Below are 19,451 nucleotides of genomic sequence, written 5' to 3'. Positions count from 1 at the left end.
CTCGAAAATATGCGACTGGCGGCGCTGGGCCGCGCCCGCGCGTATGAGTTCGCATTCATCGTGCAGCCGCTGAAACTCAAAGGCGCGACCGGCTCAACCGTTGCGCCCGTGGCCATTCGATAAAACAGAGAGTAGTGAGTAGGCAGTGGGAAGTAGGGAAAACTTGCGCGGGAGAAAAGCTATGCACCGGATGATTGTATCGTTCCTTACCGGCCTTACAGGCATTACAGGCCTTACAGGACTGTCGCTGGCAATGGCGCTGACCATGGCGGGTGTGGCGATGCGGGCACAAACGCCTCAATCGCCGGCGCCAACTCCGGCCTTGATTCGCCTCGACCCGGCGCTCGACAAGATCATCGCTGCCGACGCGAAGATTGAAAAAATTGCCGAAGGCTATCGATTTACCGAGGGGCCAGTGTGGGTGCGTAAGGGCGGCTACCTGCTGTTCAGCGACATCCCCGCCAACAAGATTCACCAGTGGACGCCGGACGGCAAAGTCTCCGTGTATCTCGATCCCAGCGGCTACACCGGCGGCGACACCACCGGCGTGGGCCGCGAAGTGAACGAAGGTGGCGAGGTGTTCTACAATCTCGGCTCGAACGGCATCACCCTCGACCAGCAGGGCCGCGTCACGTTCAACGCCATGGGCGACCGCGCCATTGTGCGTATCGAGCCGGACGGCAAGCGCACCGTGCTGGCCGACAAGTTTGAGGGCAAACGCCTGAACAGCACCAACGATCTGGTCTATCGCTCGGACGGCGCGCTCTACTTCACCGATCCGCCCTCGGCGCTGCGCGGCGGCGACACTGACCCGAAGAAAGAGTTGCCCTACCGAGGCGTCTTCATGTTGAAGGACGGCAAGCTGCATCTGCTGATCCGCGACATCGGACCAAACGGGCTGGCCTTCTCGCCCGACGAAAAATATTTCTACGTGAATGACAACGTCGCGCGCACCATTCTTCGTTTCGACGTTAAGCCGGACGGCACCATCACCAATCGCAAGGTCCTCGTCGACATGAGCGGCGAGAAAGCGCCGGGCAATCCAGACGGCATGAAGGTCGATCAACAGGGCAACATCTACTGCACCGGCGCTGGCGGCCTGTGGATCATCTCGCCCGACGGCAAACACCTGGGCACACTCACATTTCCGTGGCAGCCATCGAACATGGCGTTTGGCGGCGACGACGGCAAAACACTTTTCGTCACCGCTCGCAAGGCGCTCTATCGAGTGCGCGTGAAAATCGCCGGCGTCCATCCATAAACCTACAGAACCGATGGTAGTGAGCAAGCATTCGATGACATCCGCCGACTTAAATGACGCTTTAAATATCGCCGAGAAGGCCGCGCGACGCGGTGGAAGTGTTGCGCGCGAACGACTGGGCAAGATCGGCTATTGCAAGTGGAAGGGCCTTCGCGACGTGATGCCCGAGGCGGCGCTGGCCGTGCAGAGTGAAATCTGCGCCGAACTGCTGGCCGCTTTTCCCAACGACGCGATCCTCGCCAAGGAAGGCCCGGATGACGCGCCCATGCCCGTGGATGCACCGCAACTGTGGATAGTCGATCCCATCTGCGGCGGCATGAACTACGCGCAAGGTATTCCCTGGTATGCTGTCTCCATCGCGCTACGCACGCAGGGAGAGATACACCTCGGCGTGGTCTATGACCCGTCGCGCGACGAGATGTTCTCCGCGACAACCGGGTCGCCAACGACGCTGAACGGCCAGCGCATCTTCGTCCAGCAAATTTCCGAGGGCCAGGAAGCATGGTCAGCCTCCGTGATAGGCACAGACTGGCCGCACTCGGGTGAGCGGCGCGACAAGACGCGCATGGTCGTGGGACTGATGCTCGATCAGGTAAACGAACTCAGTCTGATGGGGTCGCCCGCGCTCGGCCTGTGCAACGTGGCTGCGGGACGCTTCCACGCTTACTGGCACATGGACTTGAGCATCTGGGACGTGGCCGCGGCCAGTGTAATTCTGGCGCGCTCCGGCAGCGTGCTCACCGACATCAATGGCAACTCGTGGCTGCACTCCGAGGGCGGCTACATCGCCACCAACGGCGTCATCCACGGCTGGCTGCTCAACTGCATTCAATCCGTGTTGCAGTTCTCGGCCACCAGTGAAACTACACTTCGGAATTTGTAGCACCATTTGTAGCACCAAGGAGATACGTCTATGCCCCGTTTCATGTTTTTCCTTATGCGGTATGTCGCGATCTGCATCGCCTACCTGTCCCTCGCGTCGCTCACCGCGCGCGCGCAGAGCAACCCGCTCTTCGTCCCGCTGCCAGGCGGCGTGAAGGCGGCGCTCTACAAGCCGGACGCGAATCCCAATCCCACCGTCGGCTTCCTCATCGTGCATCGCACCTCGAACGTGATGAACCATGTCGGCTGCACGGAGCTCGCGAAGCGCGGCTTCGCCGTGCTGTGCCTGAATCCGCGCACGGAGAACAACGAGGCGTTGGTCGATTGGGAGAAGATGCCGCTCGACCTGAAGCCCGGCGTCGAGTATCTACGCAACAAGGTAGGCGTGGCCAAGGTGATCCTGTTCGGCCACAGCGGCGGCGGCGCAACCACCACGTTCTATCAGGCCGTCGCCGAAAATGGCCCGGCATATTGCCAGGGTGCGAACAAGCTGACGCGGTGCGACAACACTCTGGCGGGCCTGCCGCGCGCCGATGGCGTAATCATCGTGGACGCTCATCCGGCCATCGCGGTAAACAATCTACGCGCCATCAATCCGGCGGTGAAGGACGAGACCCGCCCGGACATTGTTGACCCCGCGCTCGACCCATTCAGCCCGGCGAACGGCTACAACCCCAAGGGCGTGTCAAAATATTCCCCCGAGTTCGTCCAGCGCTACAGCGCCGCGCAGGCCAAGCGCCTGAACGCTTGGATCGACAAGGCGCTCGACATGCGCGCCAAAATGAAAGCCGGCAAGTGGATCTATCCGGACAACGATCAAATCAACATTCCGCGCGCCGCCGACCGCTCGACCAACATCTTCGCGCTCGATACGTCGCTCCTGTGCTGCACCAAGAAGCCGCACAAGATGCTCAAGAACGACGGGACTATCTCGACCGAGATCATCAAGAGCGTGCGCCCACCTGACCTGACGCGCGCGGCCATCAACGGGACATTTGAGCAGGGCGTGCGCATCCTCACCGTTACCAGCTTCCTCAGCGCCAACGCCATCCGCTCGACCGACTCACTCGACTACGGCAAGATCGACTGGTGTTCGACCAACAACTCCGTACCCTGCGCGCTGCGCAGCATTAGCGTTCCCGTGCTGATCACCGCCATGGGCGCGCACTACTTCGTCAGCGACAGCGAATATTTCCTCGAGCAAGCCAAGAGCGCCGACAAGGATTTCATCACCATCGAAGGCGCAGTCCACGGCATCACACCCTGCACCGACTGCGCGGGCGGCCCCTACAACAACAGCGTCAAGAATTTCTTCGATTACGTAGCCAAGTGGGCAAACCAGCGGTTTGGGAGTGGAACGAAGTAAGTATTACGACAGGTATTGCGCCCCTGCTACCAGGTTATTCTCGTCAGCCCGGTGACTACGTCGAAATGGCGGTCGCGGCTTAGAATCGGCAAGGAATGCTGACGACATAAGGCAGCGATCCACAGATCATTGGAAGGTATCGGCTTTCCTGACGTCTTTTGCTGAAGGCGTAGCCGCGCGTACCAACTGGCAGTTTCATCCGTAATGTCCAAAATCCGGCAGCTTGAGATCATCGCCTCTAGCCATCGTTCGCAATCCGCCTTACGCCGGGATTGTGAAATGCCAAACCGGTATTCTCCCATCACAACAACTGGAATGCAGATATCACCCTCGTGCTTGAAGAACTTTGCTATCGAAGTTTCAGCATCCGCAATCGCGGATACCGCATTGGTATCGAGAACCAGCCCGGAGATCAATTCCACTCCTCCGGATCAATCTGCTCAAATTCCTCTTCGACAATCTGATTGATGCGAGCAGTTTCCTTGTGTAGATGCCGCAAGCCGCCGAACAGACGGGCACGCGCAGCCGCGCGATTGGGAGCGCTCGCCTTCAACCTCTCTTCAACCGCATCGCTCACAAACTGACGCAGTGGTATCTTCTGCTCTGCAGCCCTGGCCTTGGCGCGCCGAAAGATAGGATCGGGAATCTCCAAAGTGGTCTTCATGGAGATAGTGTCCCATATTTATGGGATAGGGTCAATCGTGGGAGGCTTAAACAATTCCGATTCTGATTCCCGAACAACCTGAAGCATGGAATCCATCTGTTGCATAATTCGCTCCAGATCTTCCCGCCGCCCTTCATATGCTCTGACGATGCCATCCATCGCTTTTACCCGAAGAAAATCCTAGGTGGCTTCGGGGGTCGTTCTGAAGACCTCTGCGTCATATGAGATTTGCTCAATGAGGGCTACACCTTCTTGAGCAAGCGACCGGGCGACATCCGGCCACCAAAGCATGTCAGCAAGGGTTCCGACCATCTCTTCCAAGGAAAGCCGCTTATTATCTTCGTATTTAAAAAAGTCTCCACTCATATCACCGAGTGTCCTTAGAACGCAATCGAAGCGATCGACTGCTTCTCGTATGCGATCAAGACATTTTGGCGCGGTGAAGGCAGAGTCATTTCTCCTTTGGGCATCACTCTGGAACTTTACGCCAGTCCGGCCAGGATTGTGCGCTCCAGCATGTTGGCGGCGATGTCTACTTTGTAGGCGTTCATACTCATGGGGCGGGCGACGGTGCGGATGGCGGCGGAGGCTTGTTTGATGGCGGCTTTGATGTCCTTGCCTTTGATGGCGTTCTCGACGACCAGCGCGCGGTAGGGGACCGGGGCGACGCCGCCCATCACGATGCGGCCGTCTTTCCATGTGCCGTTTTCCACCGTGAAGGCGGTGGCTACGGCGCAGACGGCGAAGTCGTAAACCTGGCGGTTCTTGAGCTTCGTCCAGGCCTGCCGGGTGCCGGGGGCGGGATTGGGGATGAACACTTCGGTCATCAGTTCTTCGGGCTTCAACACATTTTCATTGAGGATGTTTTCGCGCGGGCCGACGAATAGGTTGTCGAAGGCGACGGTGCGCTCGCCCGTCGGGCCGGCGACCTTGGCCGTGGCGTTCAGAGCGAGCAGCGCGGTGGCCGTGTCGGACGGGTGTACGATGTAGCAAAGTTCGCCGCCGATGATGGCGTGGTAGCGGTTGTCGCCGCTGACGGAATAGCAGAAGTCGCCGCCCTTCTTGAAGCAATCGAAATCCTTGCCGCGGAAGAACCAGCAGCGCGGACGCTGATTGAGATTGCCGCCAAGCGTGCCGTAGTTGCGGATGAGCTGCGAGGCCACCGAGTGCGCCGCGTCCTTCAGCAGCGGGATGCGCGCGATGACTTCCTTGTGCTCGATGATGTCGGTGAGCGTGGTCATGGCGCCGATGGTGATGCCGCGCGCGTCTGCCTTGATGCCCTTGAGCTGCGGGATGGTGGACAGATCCACCAGCGCGTCGGGTAGCGGCATGCCTGCGCCCGAAACCCAGTCCTTCATCACCCCGGCGACGAGGTCGCTGCCGCCCGCCAGTGCGCGTGCTTTGTTGCCGTGCGTCTTCAGGACAACGAGGGCTTCCTGCACATTTTTAGGCTCATACAGCTCGAAACTTTTCATGACCGACTCCTCTGCTATCCACATATCAAGAGCTGAGACTGAACCTCAGCGGCTAAAGCCGCCGTTCGGCGACTTCTGAGCGGCACGACTAAAGTCGTGCCCTGACAAAAACAAATGACGAATACAAATTACGAAATCAACCGACTTACCGTACGTTACGCAACCCGGCCAACACTTTCTCGCGGGTCATGGGCATACTGTCCATCCAAACGCCGATGGCGTTGTGCACCGCTGCGGCGATCGTCGGACCCGGCGGGGCCATGGGCGGCTCGCCGATGCCGTGCGCGCCAAACACTCCGTAGGCCTTGGGCTTCTCGACCAGAATTACGTCGATCGTTTCCGGCACATCGAGGATCGTCGGCGGCCGGTAGTCGAGCATGTTGGGATTCAGCGGCAGTCCCGTGGCACGGTCGATCAGCAACTCTTCCATCAGCGCGGCGCCGAGCGCCATCACCACGCCGCCTTCGATCTGCTGCTCCAGCGCGAACGGATTGATAGCGCGGCCCACATCATGCGCGGCGGCGTACTTAATAACCTTGATGCTGCCCGTCATGGTGTCAACTTCCACTTCGGCGGCGTGCGCGGCCCACGCGGCGCGCTCCCAATCATTGTCCTGCTTGTAGATGGCGCGGCCCAACACAGGCAGTCCGTACGCGCTGACGACAGCTTCCAGCGGCTGCTTGCGCGCCGGAGTTGACTTGACGAAAATTTCGCCGTTGCGCATGTCCAGGTCCGCCGCCGCCACTTGCAGCGTCTCATTCTTGCGCTTGGCGTCGTCCACAAACTTTTCGGCAGCAAGCTGCAGTATCTGTCGCTTGGCGTCCATCGCGGCTTCATACATGCCGCGTCCGCCGGTATTGGTCTGGCGGCTTCCGGAGGTGCTGCCTGCATCAGTGGTGTTATCCGTATCAACATACGTCGCGATGCTGACGCGATGCAGCGGCACGCCCAACGCTTCGGCGGTAATCATGGCCATCTGGGTGCGCTGACCGGGGCCAATCTCAGTCGAGCCGGAGACGCACTGCACGCTGCCATCGGAGTTGACGATCACCTGCCCCGTGGCCGGGTTGGTCCCGCCGCCGTGGCTGCACGAGTGCGCGGCGAGGCCGATGCCGTGGAACACTCCCGGACGCACCTGCTTGGCGCGCGGCGCGTGCCAATTCTGCTTCCAGCCAATCTTCTCGGCGGCTTTGGTGATGCACTCGCGGACGCCGGAATTGCTGTAAGGTTTCTTGGTCTCGGGGTTGCCCTCTTCGTTGAGGTTCTTCAGGCGGAATTCGACCGGGTCCATGCCGATGGCGTAGGCGGCCTTCTCCATCATCATCTCCATGGCGAAAGTTCCATTGGGATGGCTGACGCAGCGATACGGGCCGGACTTGAAGCTGTTCGTGAAAACGTCGATCGCTTCGAGCTTCAGGTTGGGAATCTTGTAAAGCGTCTGCATGATGAACCATGCGCCGTTGGCCGCGCCGCCGCGCTGCGCGCCCACGTTGCCGAAGACACGGAACTGCCCGTACTGAATGGCTCCGTCGCGGTTGACGCCGAACTTCATCTCATTGCGGAACTCGGGGCGATGCGTGCGTGTTACGAAATCCTCCTCGCGCGTATACATGTTCTTAACCGGACGACCCGTGATCTTTGCAAGTATTGCCGCATGAATCTCGGCCAGATCGATGCCGGAGCGATAGCCGTAGCCGGAACCCACGTACCCGGGCTGAATCACGCGCACGCGATTCACGGGAATCTTCAGCGCCTGCGACAGGCCGGAGCGCGAGCCGTGCGCGTGTTGGTTGGTGTAGTAGGCGACCAGGCGATCCTGATCCCAATACATTAGCGAGTTGGTCATCTCCAGCGGCATGTGCTGCTCGGTCGAGCGCGTAAGCACGGAGTCGAGGTTGATGTCGGCGCGCGCGCCGTCGGGATTGCCGCGCACCAGTGGCGGCGTCCTGGCGATGATGGTTCCGTCTTCCTCGCTCTCCCACTGCTTGACGGTGCTGGCGAGCGCCCCTTCCATCATGTCGAGCGTAGCGGGAAGAATCTCGTACTCCACTTCGATCAGATGCGTAGCTTCGTCGGCGATATGTTCGTTCTCGGCGGCGACGACCGCAATCGGCGAACCCACTTCAAATACTTCCTCATTGAATAGATAGCGATCCGGCGGGCCGCTGCCCAGCTTTACGTCACGGTATTCGGCGGGCAACGTATCGCGCGATAGAATTGCAATCACGCCCGGCAGCATCCGGGCCTTGGTCAGGTCCACCTTCTTGATCTTCGCGTGTGGATACGGGCTGCGCAGCGTGCGCGTGTGCAACATGCCGGGCATGCGCATGTTCTGCGTGTACTGGCCGACGTTGGTTACCACGCCGTAGCCATGCAGGCGCGGCACGCGGGTACCCACGACCTGAAATCCAGCAGTGCCTCCCGCGGCATCAGTCGCGTTGGCGGTAACCGCGGACTTGGCGGCGACCTGCGCCTGCGCGATTTGCGCCTGGGCCAGCAACACTTCGGCGCGCGGGCGTGGCGCGGGGATACCCAGCCGGTGGCCGTAGATTTCATAGACCGGCTCGACCATCTCGCGCTGTTCGCCCACCAGCAGGTTCCACTCCGGGTCGTCGGTGAGCGCCTGCCAGTGCTCATCGCTCAGACTAGCCGCGTATGCGGGGTCCTGCACAACTTTTAGCGCATCCACTTTGAGTGCCATAACGTCTCTCCTAAAAACTCTCTCGCGGGCTTCCCTATTCCCTAATCCCCATTACCTAACAGCGTGTCCCAGCTCGGCCAATGCACGACGCACGCCAGCCTCATCAATCTTCGCCGGGTCCCACGTGGGCGCGATGGTGCGCTCGCTGCCCGCCACGCCGACAATGCCGGGGCGCTGTTTCAGCTCGCTGGCCAAGTCGTCATACTGCTCGATGGTACCGAGCGGCGAGGCAAACTCGAACTGTTTGGTGATGGCGTTGGCAACCGGCGCAGAAACTGCCACCGGCACATCGCCCGTGATCAGTGGCGCGGTATAGACAACCTTCTCGCCGCGCATCTCGGCTGCGGCCTTCTGCACTGCGCTGAGGATTTTGGGGTACTCGCCGCAGCGGCAGATGTTGCCGGCCAGCGCTTCCTTGATCTCATCGTTGGTGGGTTTGTTATTCTTCTGAAGCAACGCGTAGGAGGCCATCACAAATCCGCGTGTGCAGATGCCGCACTGGAATCCGCCCTCCAGCCAGAATGCGCGCTGCACCGGATGCAGTCCCGCCACGCCGGGGCCGTTGCTGATGCCCGCGACGGTGATAATTTTTTGGCCGCGCCCGTTGCGCGCCGAGAGCACCGTACAGCCGTTCACCGGCTTGCTATCCACCAGAATGGTGCAGGCGCCGCACTGCGCGCGGTCGCAGCCGAGGTTGGAGTTGGCCAGCCCAAGCTGGTAGTTCATCGTCTCCCAGAGGCTCTCGCGCACATCGACGGTAACGTCGTGCTTCTTGCCGTCGATATCCAGCGTCAGCTTCCGCGACTTCAACGGCGCAGGCGGCGCGGCATTGGCGGCGGGCTTGGCGGCGACCTGAGCCTGGGCAGGCTCAATCAGCGCGGCGGTGAAGCCCGTGCCGGTCATCACGCCAACGGCGACAGCGCCGGCGTTGCTGCGCTTAAGAAAATCGCGGCGCGACAGCCCGCTGCGCGGCTTGTCGTGAGCATTATCAGGGCACCCGTTTCCGCAATCAGTTGTACCTTCAGCGGGCGGCCCGGAAAATTTGCCTTCTGCCATGGGAGACTCCCTAATTCTGGACTTAACTTCTCGACCCGATTGGTAGTTCCAATGGGGCGAACGAGGAATGAATAAGAACGTAAAAATTCTATGCCAGTCAGCCGCAGAGGTCAACGGTTAGATTGTTTAATTTGTGCTGTTACTTGACTTGCGATTTCCAGCCGGAGGAACTGAGCATTTTGCCGGTTACTGATTTCGACTCGTCCGAGGCGAGGTAAACGAAAACGTCGGTAACGGACTCGGGTTTGCTGCCCTGGTAGCCGGTCATCTTGGTGGCCACGTAGCCGGGCTCCACCGAGTTGACGCGGATGCGATCAGTGCTTAACTCAGACGCCAGCGTAACCGTGATTCCCTCGATGCCCCACTTGGAGGCTGCGTAACCCACGAAGTTCGCGTAGGCGCCGCGCCCCACCATGGAGGAGACGTTTATGATCGACCCGACGCGCTGCTTCTGCATGATGGGGACCACGGCCTTGCTCATCAGAAACGTGCCGCGCAGATTCACGCTGATGGCATAGTCGAACTTGCGCGCTTCCAGTTCCGTGATCGGCACAGGGCGGGTCATGACGCCGGCATTGTTGATGAGGACATCAATGCGCCCGAAGTGAGCTTGCGCTTTCCTAACAAACTCGGCGACCTGCTCTTCTTCAGAGACATCGCAGGGCCATCCGGCGGCGGCGGAAGAGAGCTGCCGAAGCGGGCCGAGCGCCGCATCCATCTCCGCGGCGGTGCGCGAGCAGATGCCCACGCGAGCGCCTTCACGCGCGCAGTGCATGGCGACGGCCTGGCCGATGCCGCGACTGCCGCCGGTGATGATGACCACTTTGTCTTTCAGTTTCATGATGGAAGTTTCAAGCCTCGGAGTTCAGGCGGACCACTAACCGAGTTGCCCCTGTGGCGCTTCCATCGCCGGCCTGGCCAAGTCGAAACGGTCCGTGGTGCGGCTGTATTGATTGCCCCCCATGCGTCCCACCAGATCGAGCAAGTTGCCGTCGATGCGCCCATCCTTTAGAACACTCTCCGCAAGATTGGCGGCCACCACCTCGCCGATCACCATGCTGCCACCGGAGGTCTCGGTGCCGAAATCGAGAATCTGGTAGACCTTGCATTCAAAGTTCACCGGGGATTCGGCCACCTGCGCCGGCTTCACCATCTGCGACGCGCGGGGCGTAACGCCCGCCAACTGGAACTCATCCACCGAAGCTGAATAATCGCCCGCCGTCATGTTCATGCGCTCGGCCACTTCGTAAGTAACCACGGCCACCACGAATTCGCCGGTGTCGCGGATATTCTGCAGCGTGTCTTTCACCGGCGAGCCGAGCGCCTCGCGGACCTCCCGCGCGCGGATACCGGGACAAAATCCCAGCAGTGGCGGAGCTCCGCACAACGCGTTGAAGAATGAAAACGGCGCGAGATTGGCAACGCCATCCTTGCTTATGGTTGATACCCAGGCGATGGGACGCGGCGCGACCGCCGAGATCAGGATGCGGTAGAACTCGCGCGGCTTCAGTTCGGATGGCTTAACTTGCATGTAAAAGGTTCCTCTAAGAATATTGGTCGGGACTGGATCATTTACTTCCATTCACAAATTTCAACTTGCTGTCATTCTGAGCGCAGCGAAGGACCTGCTTTTTCTTGTAAGCGGAGAATAAAAGCAGGTTCTTCGCTGCGCTCAGAATGACAGCGCAGGAAATGTTTTCTGCCTCCATGGCACCCAGCGCTAGAAATCCACGGAGTAAGTTAGCTTGGCGATGAGCGCGCGATTCACCAGACCGCTCAAATCTCCGTAAATTCTCGACTCGCTGTAGACCAGGAACAGATCGTCGCCGGGCTTGTAGAGGTAGTTCACGCGAAAATTCATCAGCACGCTATGGTCCTGGCTGTTGAGCACGAACGTCGAGCGCGTCAGCCACTTTTGGCTGAGCGAATAGTTGCCCACCAGATTCAACTGACGCGTATCAAACGAATTACCCAAGCGCGTAATTCGGTTCCACGCAAATCCCGGCGACAGCGAAAAATTCGCGTTGGCCCTCCAGAAGGGCGAGGTCGTAAAAGTGGAGATGGAGCCGTCATAATAACCGGTGCGCTCAAAGTTGAAATTACCGGAGAGCGTTTTGCCGCTGAACAGTGTGTACTGCGCGTTATAACGATTGAAGCGATAGTCGCCGATCGGCACCGTGCCTCCGCCGCCCGCGATGCGAAACGGAGTTTGCAGCCGCTCGAAGTAGCGGGCAATGCCGAAGCGAATGATGTCGCCGCTCTGAAACGTCATGCTGGCCGCGCCGCGCGCCTCGCGCGTGTCCAGCAGTCCAGCGCGGTCGGTGAAGTAGTCCACGGCGGTGGAGAAATTCAATTGCCGCACGCCCTCCCAGCCGGGCCGAGGCTTGTATGCGGCTTCCAGCTTGGTCTGCTCGAGTCCATTCCAACCGGCCTCGAAGCGCCTCACGTAGCCCATCTCGGGCCGGTAATTCTCGTCCACGCGCATGTGCTCCACGCTGTATTGATAGTGGTCGGAACTCCACTCAATAGCCGCCTTGCCGGCCCAGGCCTTCTCCTGGAGGCTGCGCGTGAACGTCTTCGAGACAAACCCCTGCAGGTTCAGATAGCGCTTCAGCGAGAAGTTGGTGTCAAAACCCAGCGTGCGATTATCGCCGCCCAGACGGCTCCCCGTATTGCGCGTGGCGATGAAGCCCGCGTAGGAGCGCGGCATCACCGTGACTTTCGCGCGCAGGACAGTGAAGTTTTGGCTGGGCTCATTGGAGCGGATGCCGTCTGAAAACTCGCGGCGGCGCGTCTGCATATTCAGCGCGCCAATCTCCAGCGGGCCTTGCTTGCCGCTCAACTTCAACCCCGCGAGGATGGGAATCTCCTCGCGGCGGTCGTTCAATCCGATGCGCCGGCTGTGGAACACGATCAGATCGGACGACGTGCCGAAACGGCTGCCCGTGCCAAACTGGAAGATGCCGGAGCCTTCCTGGAAAAACTCGCGCTTCTCCGGGAAGAACAGATTGAAGCGCGACAGATTTACTTGTGCCTGATCCACTTCCGCTTGCGCGAAGTCGGGATTTACGGTCATGTCCAAAGCAAACTGCGGAGTGATCAGGAACTTGGCGTCCTCAATGCCCACATCGCCCAGCAGAACGCTGTGAGTTCCGCGCAGCTCCGGCGTTTGCACCATGCGTCCGGCGACGTAGGGCTTCACGCGCAGGCGCATGCCCTTGATTCCCTCCAGGCCATCCATGTGCCCGCCGCCGGAGATTCGTGTCAGCGTATAACCGCGATTGTAGCCGGACCAGAACGAGTCCTCGTTCTTGCGGATGATGGTGCGGTGAAAGTTGATGCCCCAACGCAGATTGTCGCCTTCGGGAAAACGCATGGCCGCAAACGGAATACGCATCTCGGCGAACCAGCCCTCGTTGGTTATACGCGCCTTCGCCTCCCACTTCTCGTCCCAATTTTCGTTGACGATAAGACCTTCCTCGCCCACCGACTGATCGCGAATCGTCCCCAGCGGGTTGACGCGAAAGCGGTAGCCGCTGCGATGATCGTGGAAGGTGTCAATCATCACCTCGAAGATGTCGTCGCCCTCCATCTCGGCGTCGTAGCGCAGCTCGGTGGCCACGATGGATTGCGGCTCTGCGTCGTAGCAATAAACGGCGATATAGAGGTTGTCCGTGTCGAAAAGAATGCGCACCTCGGTGGGCTCGCTGGTGAGTTCGCCCATCTTCGGATCGCGCTGGATCAACCGCCTGACCGGCGGCGCGGCGGCCCAGATCGCCTCGTCCATCACGCCATTCAGCACGATCGGGACAGTGGTGCGCACGGCATGTGTCAGCGGACTCACCAGCCCGTGCCCGGGACTCAATTCCTTGGCGGGCGGAGCCTCAACCGTCCACTGGCTTCCCGCTGCTGCTGCTGCTGCTGCCGCCGCCTGAGGCGCACCCTGCGCGTAGGCGTACCACGGTAGCAGTGCCAGCAGCAACCACGCTACCAATACGTTCAAACATTTTTGCGCGGCGGCGCGCCAGAGCGGTGCGTGGAAAATGGTGTCAGTCATTTTTAAATGATTCCATGATGTCGAAGGTAATTGCGCCCTGTTGGTGCGCTGCCCTGGTTTGGGTCAAGACGCAATGTCAAACTGACCCCCTGTAATTTTAGTCCATAATGCCTACGCAGGGCGATAAAGAATTGCTACTATGTGTTGCGGGAATGCTGCCGTCGCCGGTCCACATGGAGGGTTAGCAGATGCCTACAATAGTGCCAACGGTAATGCCAACGGTAATGATGGATACCATAAGGAATCTCATTCTGTTGCTTGCCATCGCCATTGCTGGGCAGTGCTTAGTCCCCGCGCAAGCGCAGAACCTGCCCGCTGGAACACCTGTCGGAACAACCGTCCTGCGTGGCGCCACCGTCATCAGCGGTGTGGGCGATGCCGCCATCGTCGATGCGGTCGTCGTAATTCAGGGCGACAAGATCGTCGCCCTTGGCGGCAGGAATACTCCCGTGCCCGCCGGCGCGACGGTGATGGATCTGGCGGGCAAGTTCATCATCCCCGGCCTGATCGACTCGCACGTTCACTATGAAGAGTGGATGGGCGAGCTGTTCCTGAATCACGGCGTAACCTCCGCACTGGGCATCGGCACCGACCTGCCGCGCGTGAAGGCGGCTTCGCGCAGCGCTTCCTATCGCACTCCGCGTCTCTATGATTCCGCCGGGCGGCCCGATTTCAACGGCGCCATGAGCGAGGATCAAGTTCGCAAGAACGTTCGCGCGTGGATCGAGAAGAAGCCCGATTTCACCAAGATGCCCGACTACAATGACTCCACCAAAGCCGCCTACGCATGGGCCGCCGACGAGATTCATCGCGCCGGCCTGATCATCTTCGGCCACACCGAAAACGCCGTCGAGTCGGTGGGACGCGGCCTCGACGTCATCGAGCATCTCTGGGGATTCGCCGTCCCGCAGATGACCGAGCAGGAGCACGCCGACTTTCAGGCGGGCAAGTATCTGCACTGGGCCGCGTTCCTGCGCGACACCAATCGCACCGAGCAGTTGATGCGCGAAACCATCACCGCCGGCGCGTATCTGAATCCCACGCAGCTCTATGAAATGGGATCATTCAGCCCGCGCGCCGCCGAGTTCGAGCAGGAAGTTTATCAACTGCTGCAAGACCAAAGCCTCGCGGCCTACTATCCGCAGAGCATCTCGCACTCCGTGATGCAGCGCCTGCATGAGGCTCGCAACTTCTCAAAGAAGTATGAGAACAAGATGATGATGCCGCATATCGCGCCCGCCGACCTCATGGAATTCAAGGCTGGCTACGAGATCAGCAAGCGCTTCGTGAAACGCTGGGTGGAGCTGGGTGGCAAGATCCATGCGGGTACGGACACCGTAACCGGCGGCACCGTGGGACTGGGCCTGCATCAGGAAATGGAGATGCTCGTCGAGGCGGGGCTAACGCCGATGCAGGCGCTGCAATCGGCGACGGGCTGGTCCGCGGAAAAGCTCGCGGGAAAAAAGGGTGCGCGCGGCAACCCACTGGTGGGCACGCTCGCCGCCGGATCATTCGCCGACCTCGTGGTCCTCTCAGCCGATCCGCTGCGGGATATCCGCAACACCAAGAAGATCGAGCGCGTGATGAAGGCCGGCGAGTTCATCCAGCTGGGCTACACGTCGTCGTACTACAGCTTCACGCAGCCGCCGCGCCGCATCTCCGGCGCCACGCCCACCCCGGAGATCAGCGCCATCGCGCCGCATACCATCGTGGAAGGTGGCGCGGATTTCGAACTGACCGTCCGTGGCGTGGGCTACACCGGCTCGACCGTAGTAAAGGTGAACGGCGTGGCCGTGCCCACCACCTTCGTCAACCCGCGCACGTTGCGCGCCAAGGTTCCCGGCGCGATGGTCCGCAGCGCGCTGCCCAATCCCTTCAACGTCCCCGGCCCGCTGCAAAACAACGGCGTCTTCGGCGACCCAACGATTCCCGTTACCACTTACAATCCTCCACCCGAAGGCGGGACGTCCAACTCCGTCTCACTCCGGATCAGGGCCAAGTGGATGGGTCTCGAAAACGAGTAACCAACAGGTAAATGTCGAGTCGCCAAATTCGCCTAAGATTCGCCCTCAGCGCGCGGCCAACCGCCCTGACAAATCATCCGAGGAATTCACCGCGCCCAAAGTGCACACGTTCACAGTTCTGACCACTCTGACCAGATTTGCGGTCGCCCCAGGATGATAGCGAATCGGAGTTGGCGATTCAGGTTTCGAAAGCAACTCAGATCAATTTCCCCGATGCAATTCGCCCGCGACTCCCACTAAAAAATCCAAATTATTGAGTCTGACCAGTCTGACAAGAAAAAATGGGGAAGTGCTCGACTTAGGAGGAGACAGGGGAGGAGACAGGGGAGAAAATAGGGACAGGCAAAACTGCGTGAATTATTTTCGGCGCGGGAGATCAATTGAGTTAGACTCACGTGGTTGGCGGCGCTAAAACCGCGGCCTGCTGCCGGAGGGCGGCTGCTGCAAGCACCTGGGCCGCATCCCGCTCAGGCAAAGAAGTTCTGATGAAAATATATCACCCAGTTCAGGCGGTTCCCTTTCACACCATTTTTGGGCAGTAGCAGGAGTAGGATGGAGACCCTTGAGAGCAAGAACTTCCCAGGAAACTTGACGCCAACATGCCGCTAGTCTAGTTTCTTAAGAATGACCCAACCCACGCTGCAAGAGCAATTCGGCCAGATTGATATCTATCTTTTCGACCAGCTTCTGAAGGGCCGCATCTCGCCCGGAATGCGCATCGTGGACGCAGGGTGCGGCGGTGGTCGAAACATCGTTTACTTCCTGCGGGAAGGCTACGAAGTTTTCGGCGCGGACGCAGACGCGCCGACGGTGGAGAGCGTCCGCCGCCTGGCCCGGAAACTCGCGCCGGGACTTTCGGCGGGTCGGGCGTCGTCGAATTTTCGAGTCGAACCCGTCGAACGCATGTCGTTTGACGATGCCTGCGCGGATGTGGTTATCAGCAACGCCGTCCTCCATTTCGCCCGGGACGACGCGCACTTCGAGTCCATGCTGATGGGATGCTGGCGCATTCTGAAGCCCGGCGGGCTCTTCTTCTGCCGCCTCGGGTCCTCGATCGGCATGGAGAGCCAGGTGGAACATATCAAGGAGCACCACGACAAGGAGCACCACGACAAGGGACGCGACAATACCAGCGACGGCGGACGCCGCTACCGATCGCCGGATGGCTCGGAGCGCTACCTGGTGGACGCAGCGCTGCTCGGCTCGATCAGCGAACGGTTGGGCTGCGAACTGGCCGACCCGTTGAAGACCACGGTTGTCCAAAATCTACGCTCAATGACCACATGGGTACTGCGAAAGAAATAAAAGAGGGGACAAAAGGGGAATATACCGGGGACACACTCTCAGGCTGTCTCCGTTTCCCCGCATAATGACCTGCGTGGAAGCCGCGAATGATTCGCAGTTGTCACAGAGCCGAATAAAAGGGAAACAGCCTTAACTGCGCGATTTATTGAAAGGCGATTCGTCTTCCGCTCTGCCGAAGGCCGGAGCGTAGCCGGAAGCGGAGCGATCAAAATGTCCAGACGTAGTTGGAGCGGCTCGGCTGTGGCCTTCGGCAGATACGCGAGGTGCGCTCGACAATTATTAATCACGGGCATTACCCACGGGCGCGGCCGATGATTTGCTAGGGAATGCACGAGGCCGTGTACGCCGCGATGTTCAGCATATCTTCCTCGCTCAATTTGCTGACGACCGGCATCATCAACTCGGCCCACATTCCCTTGCGCGCGCCCTGCTGCATGTCATACATTTGCCGCACCAGGTAGCTCGGCGAACGGCCGGCAATGCCGGGGACGGGTCCCATGCCTTTCAGGTCGGCGCCATGGCAGACGGCGCACTGCGTGGTTTTGCCGCCGCCGGTGGTGGCCAGCGCCTCGCCTTTCTTGATGCTGCCGACAGGCGCATACGCGACAAAACCGGAGCGCGGGTCGCGAGTCACTTCGGTGGCTTCGGTATGCTCCGGGACTTCGATGATGCGCCGGCCCAGCGGCTCTTTCTCCGCGCCATCGAGCGCGACGAACAGGCCGCCTGCGATGCGGGTCTTGGGCACCATATCGGTCTCCACCACCTTGATCCACGGCGTCCATTTCATCGCGCCGAAATACTCCGCCGCCGCTTTGATCTCCTCGTCGGTCAGCGCCTTGGCGATGGCGATCATGGCGTTGGTGTTGGCCTTGCGCGGCTCCGCGCTCTTGCGGTTGCCGGCCTTGTAATCGTTCATCTGTTGGATAAAGTAGTCTACCGGCAAACCCGCCACCCCGGCGTTTTCAGGACGACCCTTGCCGTTGGGGTAATGGCACAACGCGCACGCGCGCGCCTCTGGATTCCGGCCGCGGGCTACGATCTCGGGCATCTGCGGATGGTCGCCCGGATACCAGTCGGCGGGTCCAAAGCCGTTGCTGATCTGCGCGCGGGTGAACTCCAGGGTGCTGCCGGGAAGCCGTTTCATGCTGGTGTCAGGAGCGGCCTGGGGTCCGGGCGCAGTCGCCGCCGGAGGAGTTGCCGCCTGGGGCGCCGCTTGAGGGGCGGCAGCGCTTGCAGCAGGAACCGTTGCTGCAGCGGGCGGAGTGCCGTATGCCCAGGCCGGCGGCGCTGGCGCGACCCCTTGCGCGACCCCTTGCGATGCGAACGACATCCACACCGTAAATATCAATGCCAGTGTGCTGATTGCCAACCCCAATACGCTCTTCATAATCCCTCCGTTTGCAGAAGAATGCCGCTGCTGCGCTGTCAGTTTACAAGAATCGCCGCGCTCATATCAATAGTTTGAATGCAATGAAAACGGTTATAGCATTTTTGCCGACCGTGTAGCCCGAACAGAGCCGCGCGCGGTAAGGAAGCGGTTCAAAACGAAGGACCACGAAGCTGCATGAATACTCTTCGCGACGACCCCGGTAATTCAAACCAATCATGGGGAACGTTCCGCCTGTCCCCAAGTTTCCCAAGTTTGCCCGTTCCCAAGTTTGTCTGGTGCCAGCGGTGGAATCGGGTCAACAGGAATGCCCAGCACGGTCCCTGGAACTGCTGATTCGCTCGCCGCGCTCATCCCACCAGACACCCTGTGGCCACTGGCCGCGGTGGCCGCAGTCATCTGGACCATCATTGCCGTCAACGCCCACAACCGCCGCGCCGCCGCCCTGGCCGCCTGGCAACAATCCAGGCCCGCCGCCCCGACCGCTTAACTTCCGTCCATTTTCCTATTCCCTGCAAGGGAATCACAGGATAGCCGGGGGCAGCGCCCCCGGAACCGTCACCCTCAAAACGTGAACCGACCCTGTAAGGGTCGCACATCTCCGTCTGGGTAAAATTCCCCCGCGGGATGTGTGCGACCCCTTCAGGGTCGGGGTGGTGTGGAATTCGCATTCCGGGGGCGTTGCCCCCGGCTAACCTCTGCATCCCCTTCAGCGATGTGGAGACTAGAGCAGGTATCGGAATAATTTCGCACGCACGGAAGGCTTCGCCGTCTCACTCGCAGACGGGAAAGGTGGGAAGGGGACAGCCGGAACTGCGCGATTTACTTTTAGAGAGTGAGCCTGAATCAGCGGTATGCTGGCGCCTTATGCCGCGCCGAAACCGATGCGTGCAGTCTGAGGTTGCTTGTCATATTATCCATCGCGCGAGAAATCGCGCAGTTCGAGCTGTCCCCCTTTCTCCGAATTCCACCGACGACTCCGACCATCTGGGAAATTTGGGCAATTTTGGAGCGAACCGCACCGCGTAGCGTTTTTGCGTGACAGTGCCGCGCGCGTCAGCAAGCGGGCCAACGGAGAACCCACGCTCGATAAACCCGCCTTTGTAATTTCTTAATTAGAGAGAAGACCCAGTGAACCGGGGCGTTGGGTTTCCATCGGCCCGCTTGCTCACGCGCGCGGCACGGTGACGCGGCACTGTACCGGCATGCTGAATCCGCTTGACACACTCGTGTTGGCGGGAGATAGTTATATCGTCAGTAGGGAGGATGTATT

15 protein-coding genes are annotated in these 19,451 nt (G+C 60.1%); 6 read left to right on the top strand and 9 right to left on the bottom strand.

The genetic code is table 11. The annotated features are described in order from the left end of the window. Window positions 1–280: 280 nt before the first annotated feature. The 3 genes from EXQ56_12965 to EXQ56_12955 are packed head-to-tail and all read left to right on the top strand — an operon-like array spanning window position 281 to window position 3,509. Window positions 281–1,261: an SMP-30/gluconolactonase/LRE family protein gene (locus tag EXQ56_12965; protein MSO21341.1), complete on the top strand. Its 981-nt coding sequence runs from the start codon at window positions 281–283 to the stop codon at window positions 1,259–1,261. 13 nt (window positions 1,262–1,274) lie between these two features. Continuing rightward, window positions 1,275–2,144, top strand: a complete 870-nt coding sequence (locus tag EXQ56_12960; protein ID MSO21340.1) for a hypothetical protein — start codon at window positions 1,275–1,277, stop codon at window positions 2,142–2,144. Window positions 2,145–2,174: 30 nt separating this feature from the next. Further along, window positions 2,175–3,509, top strand: a complete 1,335-nt coding sequence (locus tag EXQ56_12955; protein MSO21339.1) for a hypothetical protein — start codon at window positions 2,175–2,177, stop codon at window positions 3,507–3,509. Between the two features lie 26 nt (window positions 3,510–3,535). On the opposite strand, the gene EXQ56_12950 is transcribed toward EXQ56_12955, so the two are convergent. From EXQ56_12950 to EXQ56_12915, 8 genes are all read right to left on the bottom strand, one after another. Further along, window positions 3,536–3,931, bottom strand: a complete 396-nt coding sequence (locus EXQ56_12950) for a type II toxin-antitoxin system VapC family toxin (protein MSO21338.1) — start codon at window positions 3,929–3,931, stop codon at window positions 3,536–3,538. Beyond that, on the bottom strand, window positions 3,922–4,173 hold the full coding sequence (locus tag EXQ56_12945; protein MSO21337.1) for a hypothetical protein: 252 nt from the start codon (window positions 4,171–4,173) through the stop codon (window positions 3,922–3,924). The genes EXQ56_12950 and EXQ56_12945 overlap by 10 nt, the downstream gene beginning before the upstream one ends. 482 nt (window positions 4,174–4,655) lie before the next feature. Then, window positions 4,656–5,672 (bottom strand): xanthine dehydrogenase family protein subunit M, encoded by a 1,017-nt coding sequence (locus EXQ56_12940; protein MSO21336.1) that lies wholly within the window; start codon window positions 5,670–5,672, stop codon window positions 4,656–4,658. A 121-nt stretch (window positions 5,673–5,793) separates the two neighbouring features. Next, window positions 5,794–8,349 (bottom strand): xanthine dehydrogenase family protein molybdopterin-binding subunit, encoded by a 2,556-nt coding sequence (locus tag EXQ56_12935; GenBank protein ID MSO21335.1) that lies wholly within the window; start codon window positions 8,347–8,349, stop codon window positions 5,794–5,796. A gap of 51 nt (window positions 8,350–8,400) precedes the next feature. Beyond that, window positions 8,401–9,405, bottom strand: a complete 1,005-nt coding sequence (locus EXQ56_12930; GenBank protein ID MSO21334.1) for a (2Fe-2S)-binding protein — start codon at window positions 9,403–9,405, stop codon at window positions 8,401–8,403. Window positions 9,406–9,544: 139 nt separating this feature from the next. Next, window positions 9,545–10,246, bottom strand: coding sequence for an SDR family oxidoreductase (locus EXQ56_12925; protein ID MSO21333.1), 702 nt, complete (start codon window positions 10,244–10,246; stop codon window positions 9,545–9,547). Window positions 10,247–10,282: 36 nt separating this feature from the next. Further along, window positions 10,283–10,987, bottom strand: coding sequence for a flavin reductase family protein (locus tag EXQ56_12920; protein MSO21332.1), 705 nt, complete (start codon window positions 10,985–10,987; stop codon window positions 10,283–10,285). Window positions 10,988–11,125: 138 nt separating this feature from the next. After that, window positions 11,126–13,462, bottom strand: coding sequence for a hypothetical protein (locus EXQ56_12915; protein ID MSO21331.1), 2,337 nt, complete (start codon window positions 13,460–13,462; stop codon window positions 11,126–11,128). A gap of 188 nt (window positions 13,463–13,650) precedes the next feature. Between EXQ56_12915 and EXQ56_12910 the strand changes: the two genes are divergently transcribed. Then, window positions 13,651–15,486, top strand: coding sequence for a hypothetical protein (locus tag EXQ56_12910; GenBank protein MSO21330.1), 1,836 nt, complete (start codon window positions 13,651–13,653; stop codon window positions 15,484–15,486). 624 nt (window positions 15,487–16,110) lie between these two features. Further along, window positions 16,111–16,791 carry a class I SAM-dependent methyltransferase gene (locus tag EXQ56_12905; protein MSO21329.1) on the top strand — a complete coding sequence of 227 codons (681 nt, stop codon included), beginning with the start codon at window positions 16,111–16,113 and terminating at the stop codon, window positions 16,789–16,791. A 319-nt stretch (window positions 16,792–17,110) separates the two neighbouring features. On the opposite strand, the gene EXQ56_12900 is transcribed toward EXQ56_12905, so the two are convergent. Next, the gene (locus tag EXQ56_12900) at window positions 17,111–18,178 is read right to left on the bottom strand and encodes a c-type cytochrome (protein ID MSO21328.1); all 1,068 of its coding nucleotides are present in this window, start codon (window positions 18,176–18,178) and stop codon (window positions 17,111–17,113) included. Window positions 18,179–18,485: 307 nt separating this feature from the next. Here EXQ56_12900 and EXQ56_12895 point away from each other — a divergent pair, with 307 nt between their 5' ends. After that, entirely contained in the window at window positions 18,486–18,668 is a 183-nt protein-coding gene (locus EXQ56_12895) for a hypothetical protein (GenBank protein ID MSO21327.1), read from the top strand. Window positions 18,669–19,451: the final 783 nt, after the last annotated feature.

It is taken from the genome of Acidobacteriota bacterium, assembly GCA_009691245.1.
Taxonomy (GTDB): domain Bacteria; phylum Acidobacteriota; class Terriglobia; order 2-12-FULL-54-10; family 2-12-FULL-54-10; genus SHUM01.
Note: the sequence above shows the minus strand (reverse complement) of the source record. Positions and strands in the feature narration are given on the sequence as shown.

Coding starts and splice junctions, on each gene's coding strand:
- EXQ56_12965 (MSO21341.1), top strand. CDS start 281: ATGCGGGCACAAACGCCTCAATCGCCGGCGCCAACTCCGGCCTTGATT.
- EXQ56_12960 (MSO21340.1), top strand. CDS start 1,275: ATGGTAGTGAGCAAGCATTCGATGACATCCGCCGACTTAAATGACGCT.
- EXQ56_12955 (MSO21339.1), top strand. CDS start 2,175: ATGCCCCGTTTCATGTTTTTCCTTATGCGGTATGTCGCGATCTGCATC.
- EXQ56_12945 (MSO21337.1), bottom strand. CDS start 4,173: ATGAAGACCACTTTGGAGATTCCCGATCCTATCTTTCGGCGCGCCAAG.
- EXQ56_12940 (MSO21336.1), bottom strand. CDS start 5,672: ATGTGGATAGCAGAGGAGTCGGTCATGAAAAGTTTCGAGCTGTATGAG.
- EXQ56_12935 (MSO21335.1), bottom strand. CDS start 8,349: ATGGCACTCAAAGTGGATGCGCTAAAAGTTGTGCAGGACCCCGCATAC.
- EXQ56_12930 (MSO21334.1), bottom strand. CDS start 9,405: ATGGCAGAAGGCAAATTTTCCGGGCCGCCCGCTGAAGGTACAACTGAT.
- EXQ56_12925 (MSO21333.1), bottom strand. CDS start 10,246: ATGAAACTGAAAGACAAAGTGGTCATCATCACCGGCGGCAGTCGCGGC.
- EXQ56_12920 (MSO21332.1), bottom strand. CDS start 10,987: ATGGAAGTAAATGATCCAGTCCCGACCAATATTCTTAGAGGAACCTTT.
- EXQ56_12915 (MSO21331.1), bottom strand. CDS start 13,462: ATGACTGACACCATTTTCCACGCACCGCTCTGGCGCGCCGCCGCGCAA.
- EXQ56_12910 (MSO21330.1), top strand. CDS start 13,651: ATGCCTACAATAGTGCCAACGGTAATGCCAACGGTAATGATGGATACC.
- EXQ56_12905 (MSO21329.1), top strand. CDS start 16,111: ATGACCCAACCCACGCTGCAAGAGCAATTCGGCCAGATTGATATCTAT.
- EXQ56_12900 (MSO21328.1), bottom strand. CDS start 18,178: ATGAAGAGCGTATTGGGGTTGGCAATCAGCACACTGGCATTGATATTT.
- EXQ56_12895 (MSO21327.1), top strand. CDS start 18,486: ATGCCCAGCACGGTCCCTGGAACTGCTGATTCGCTCGCCGCGCTCATC.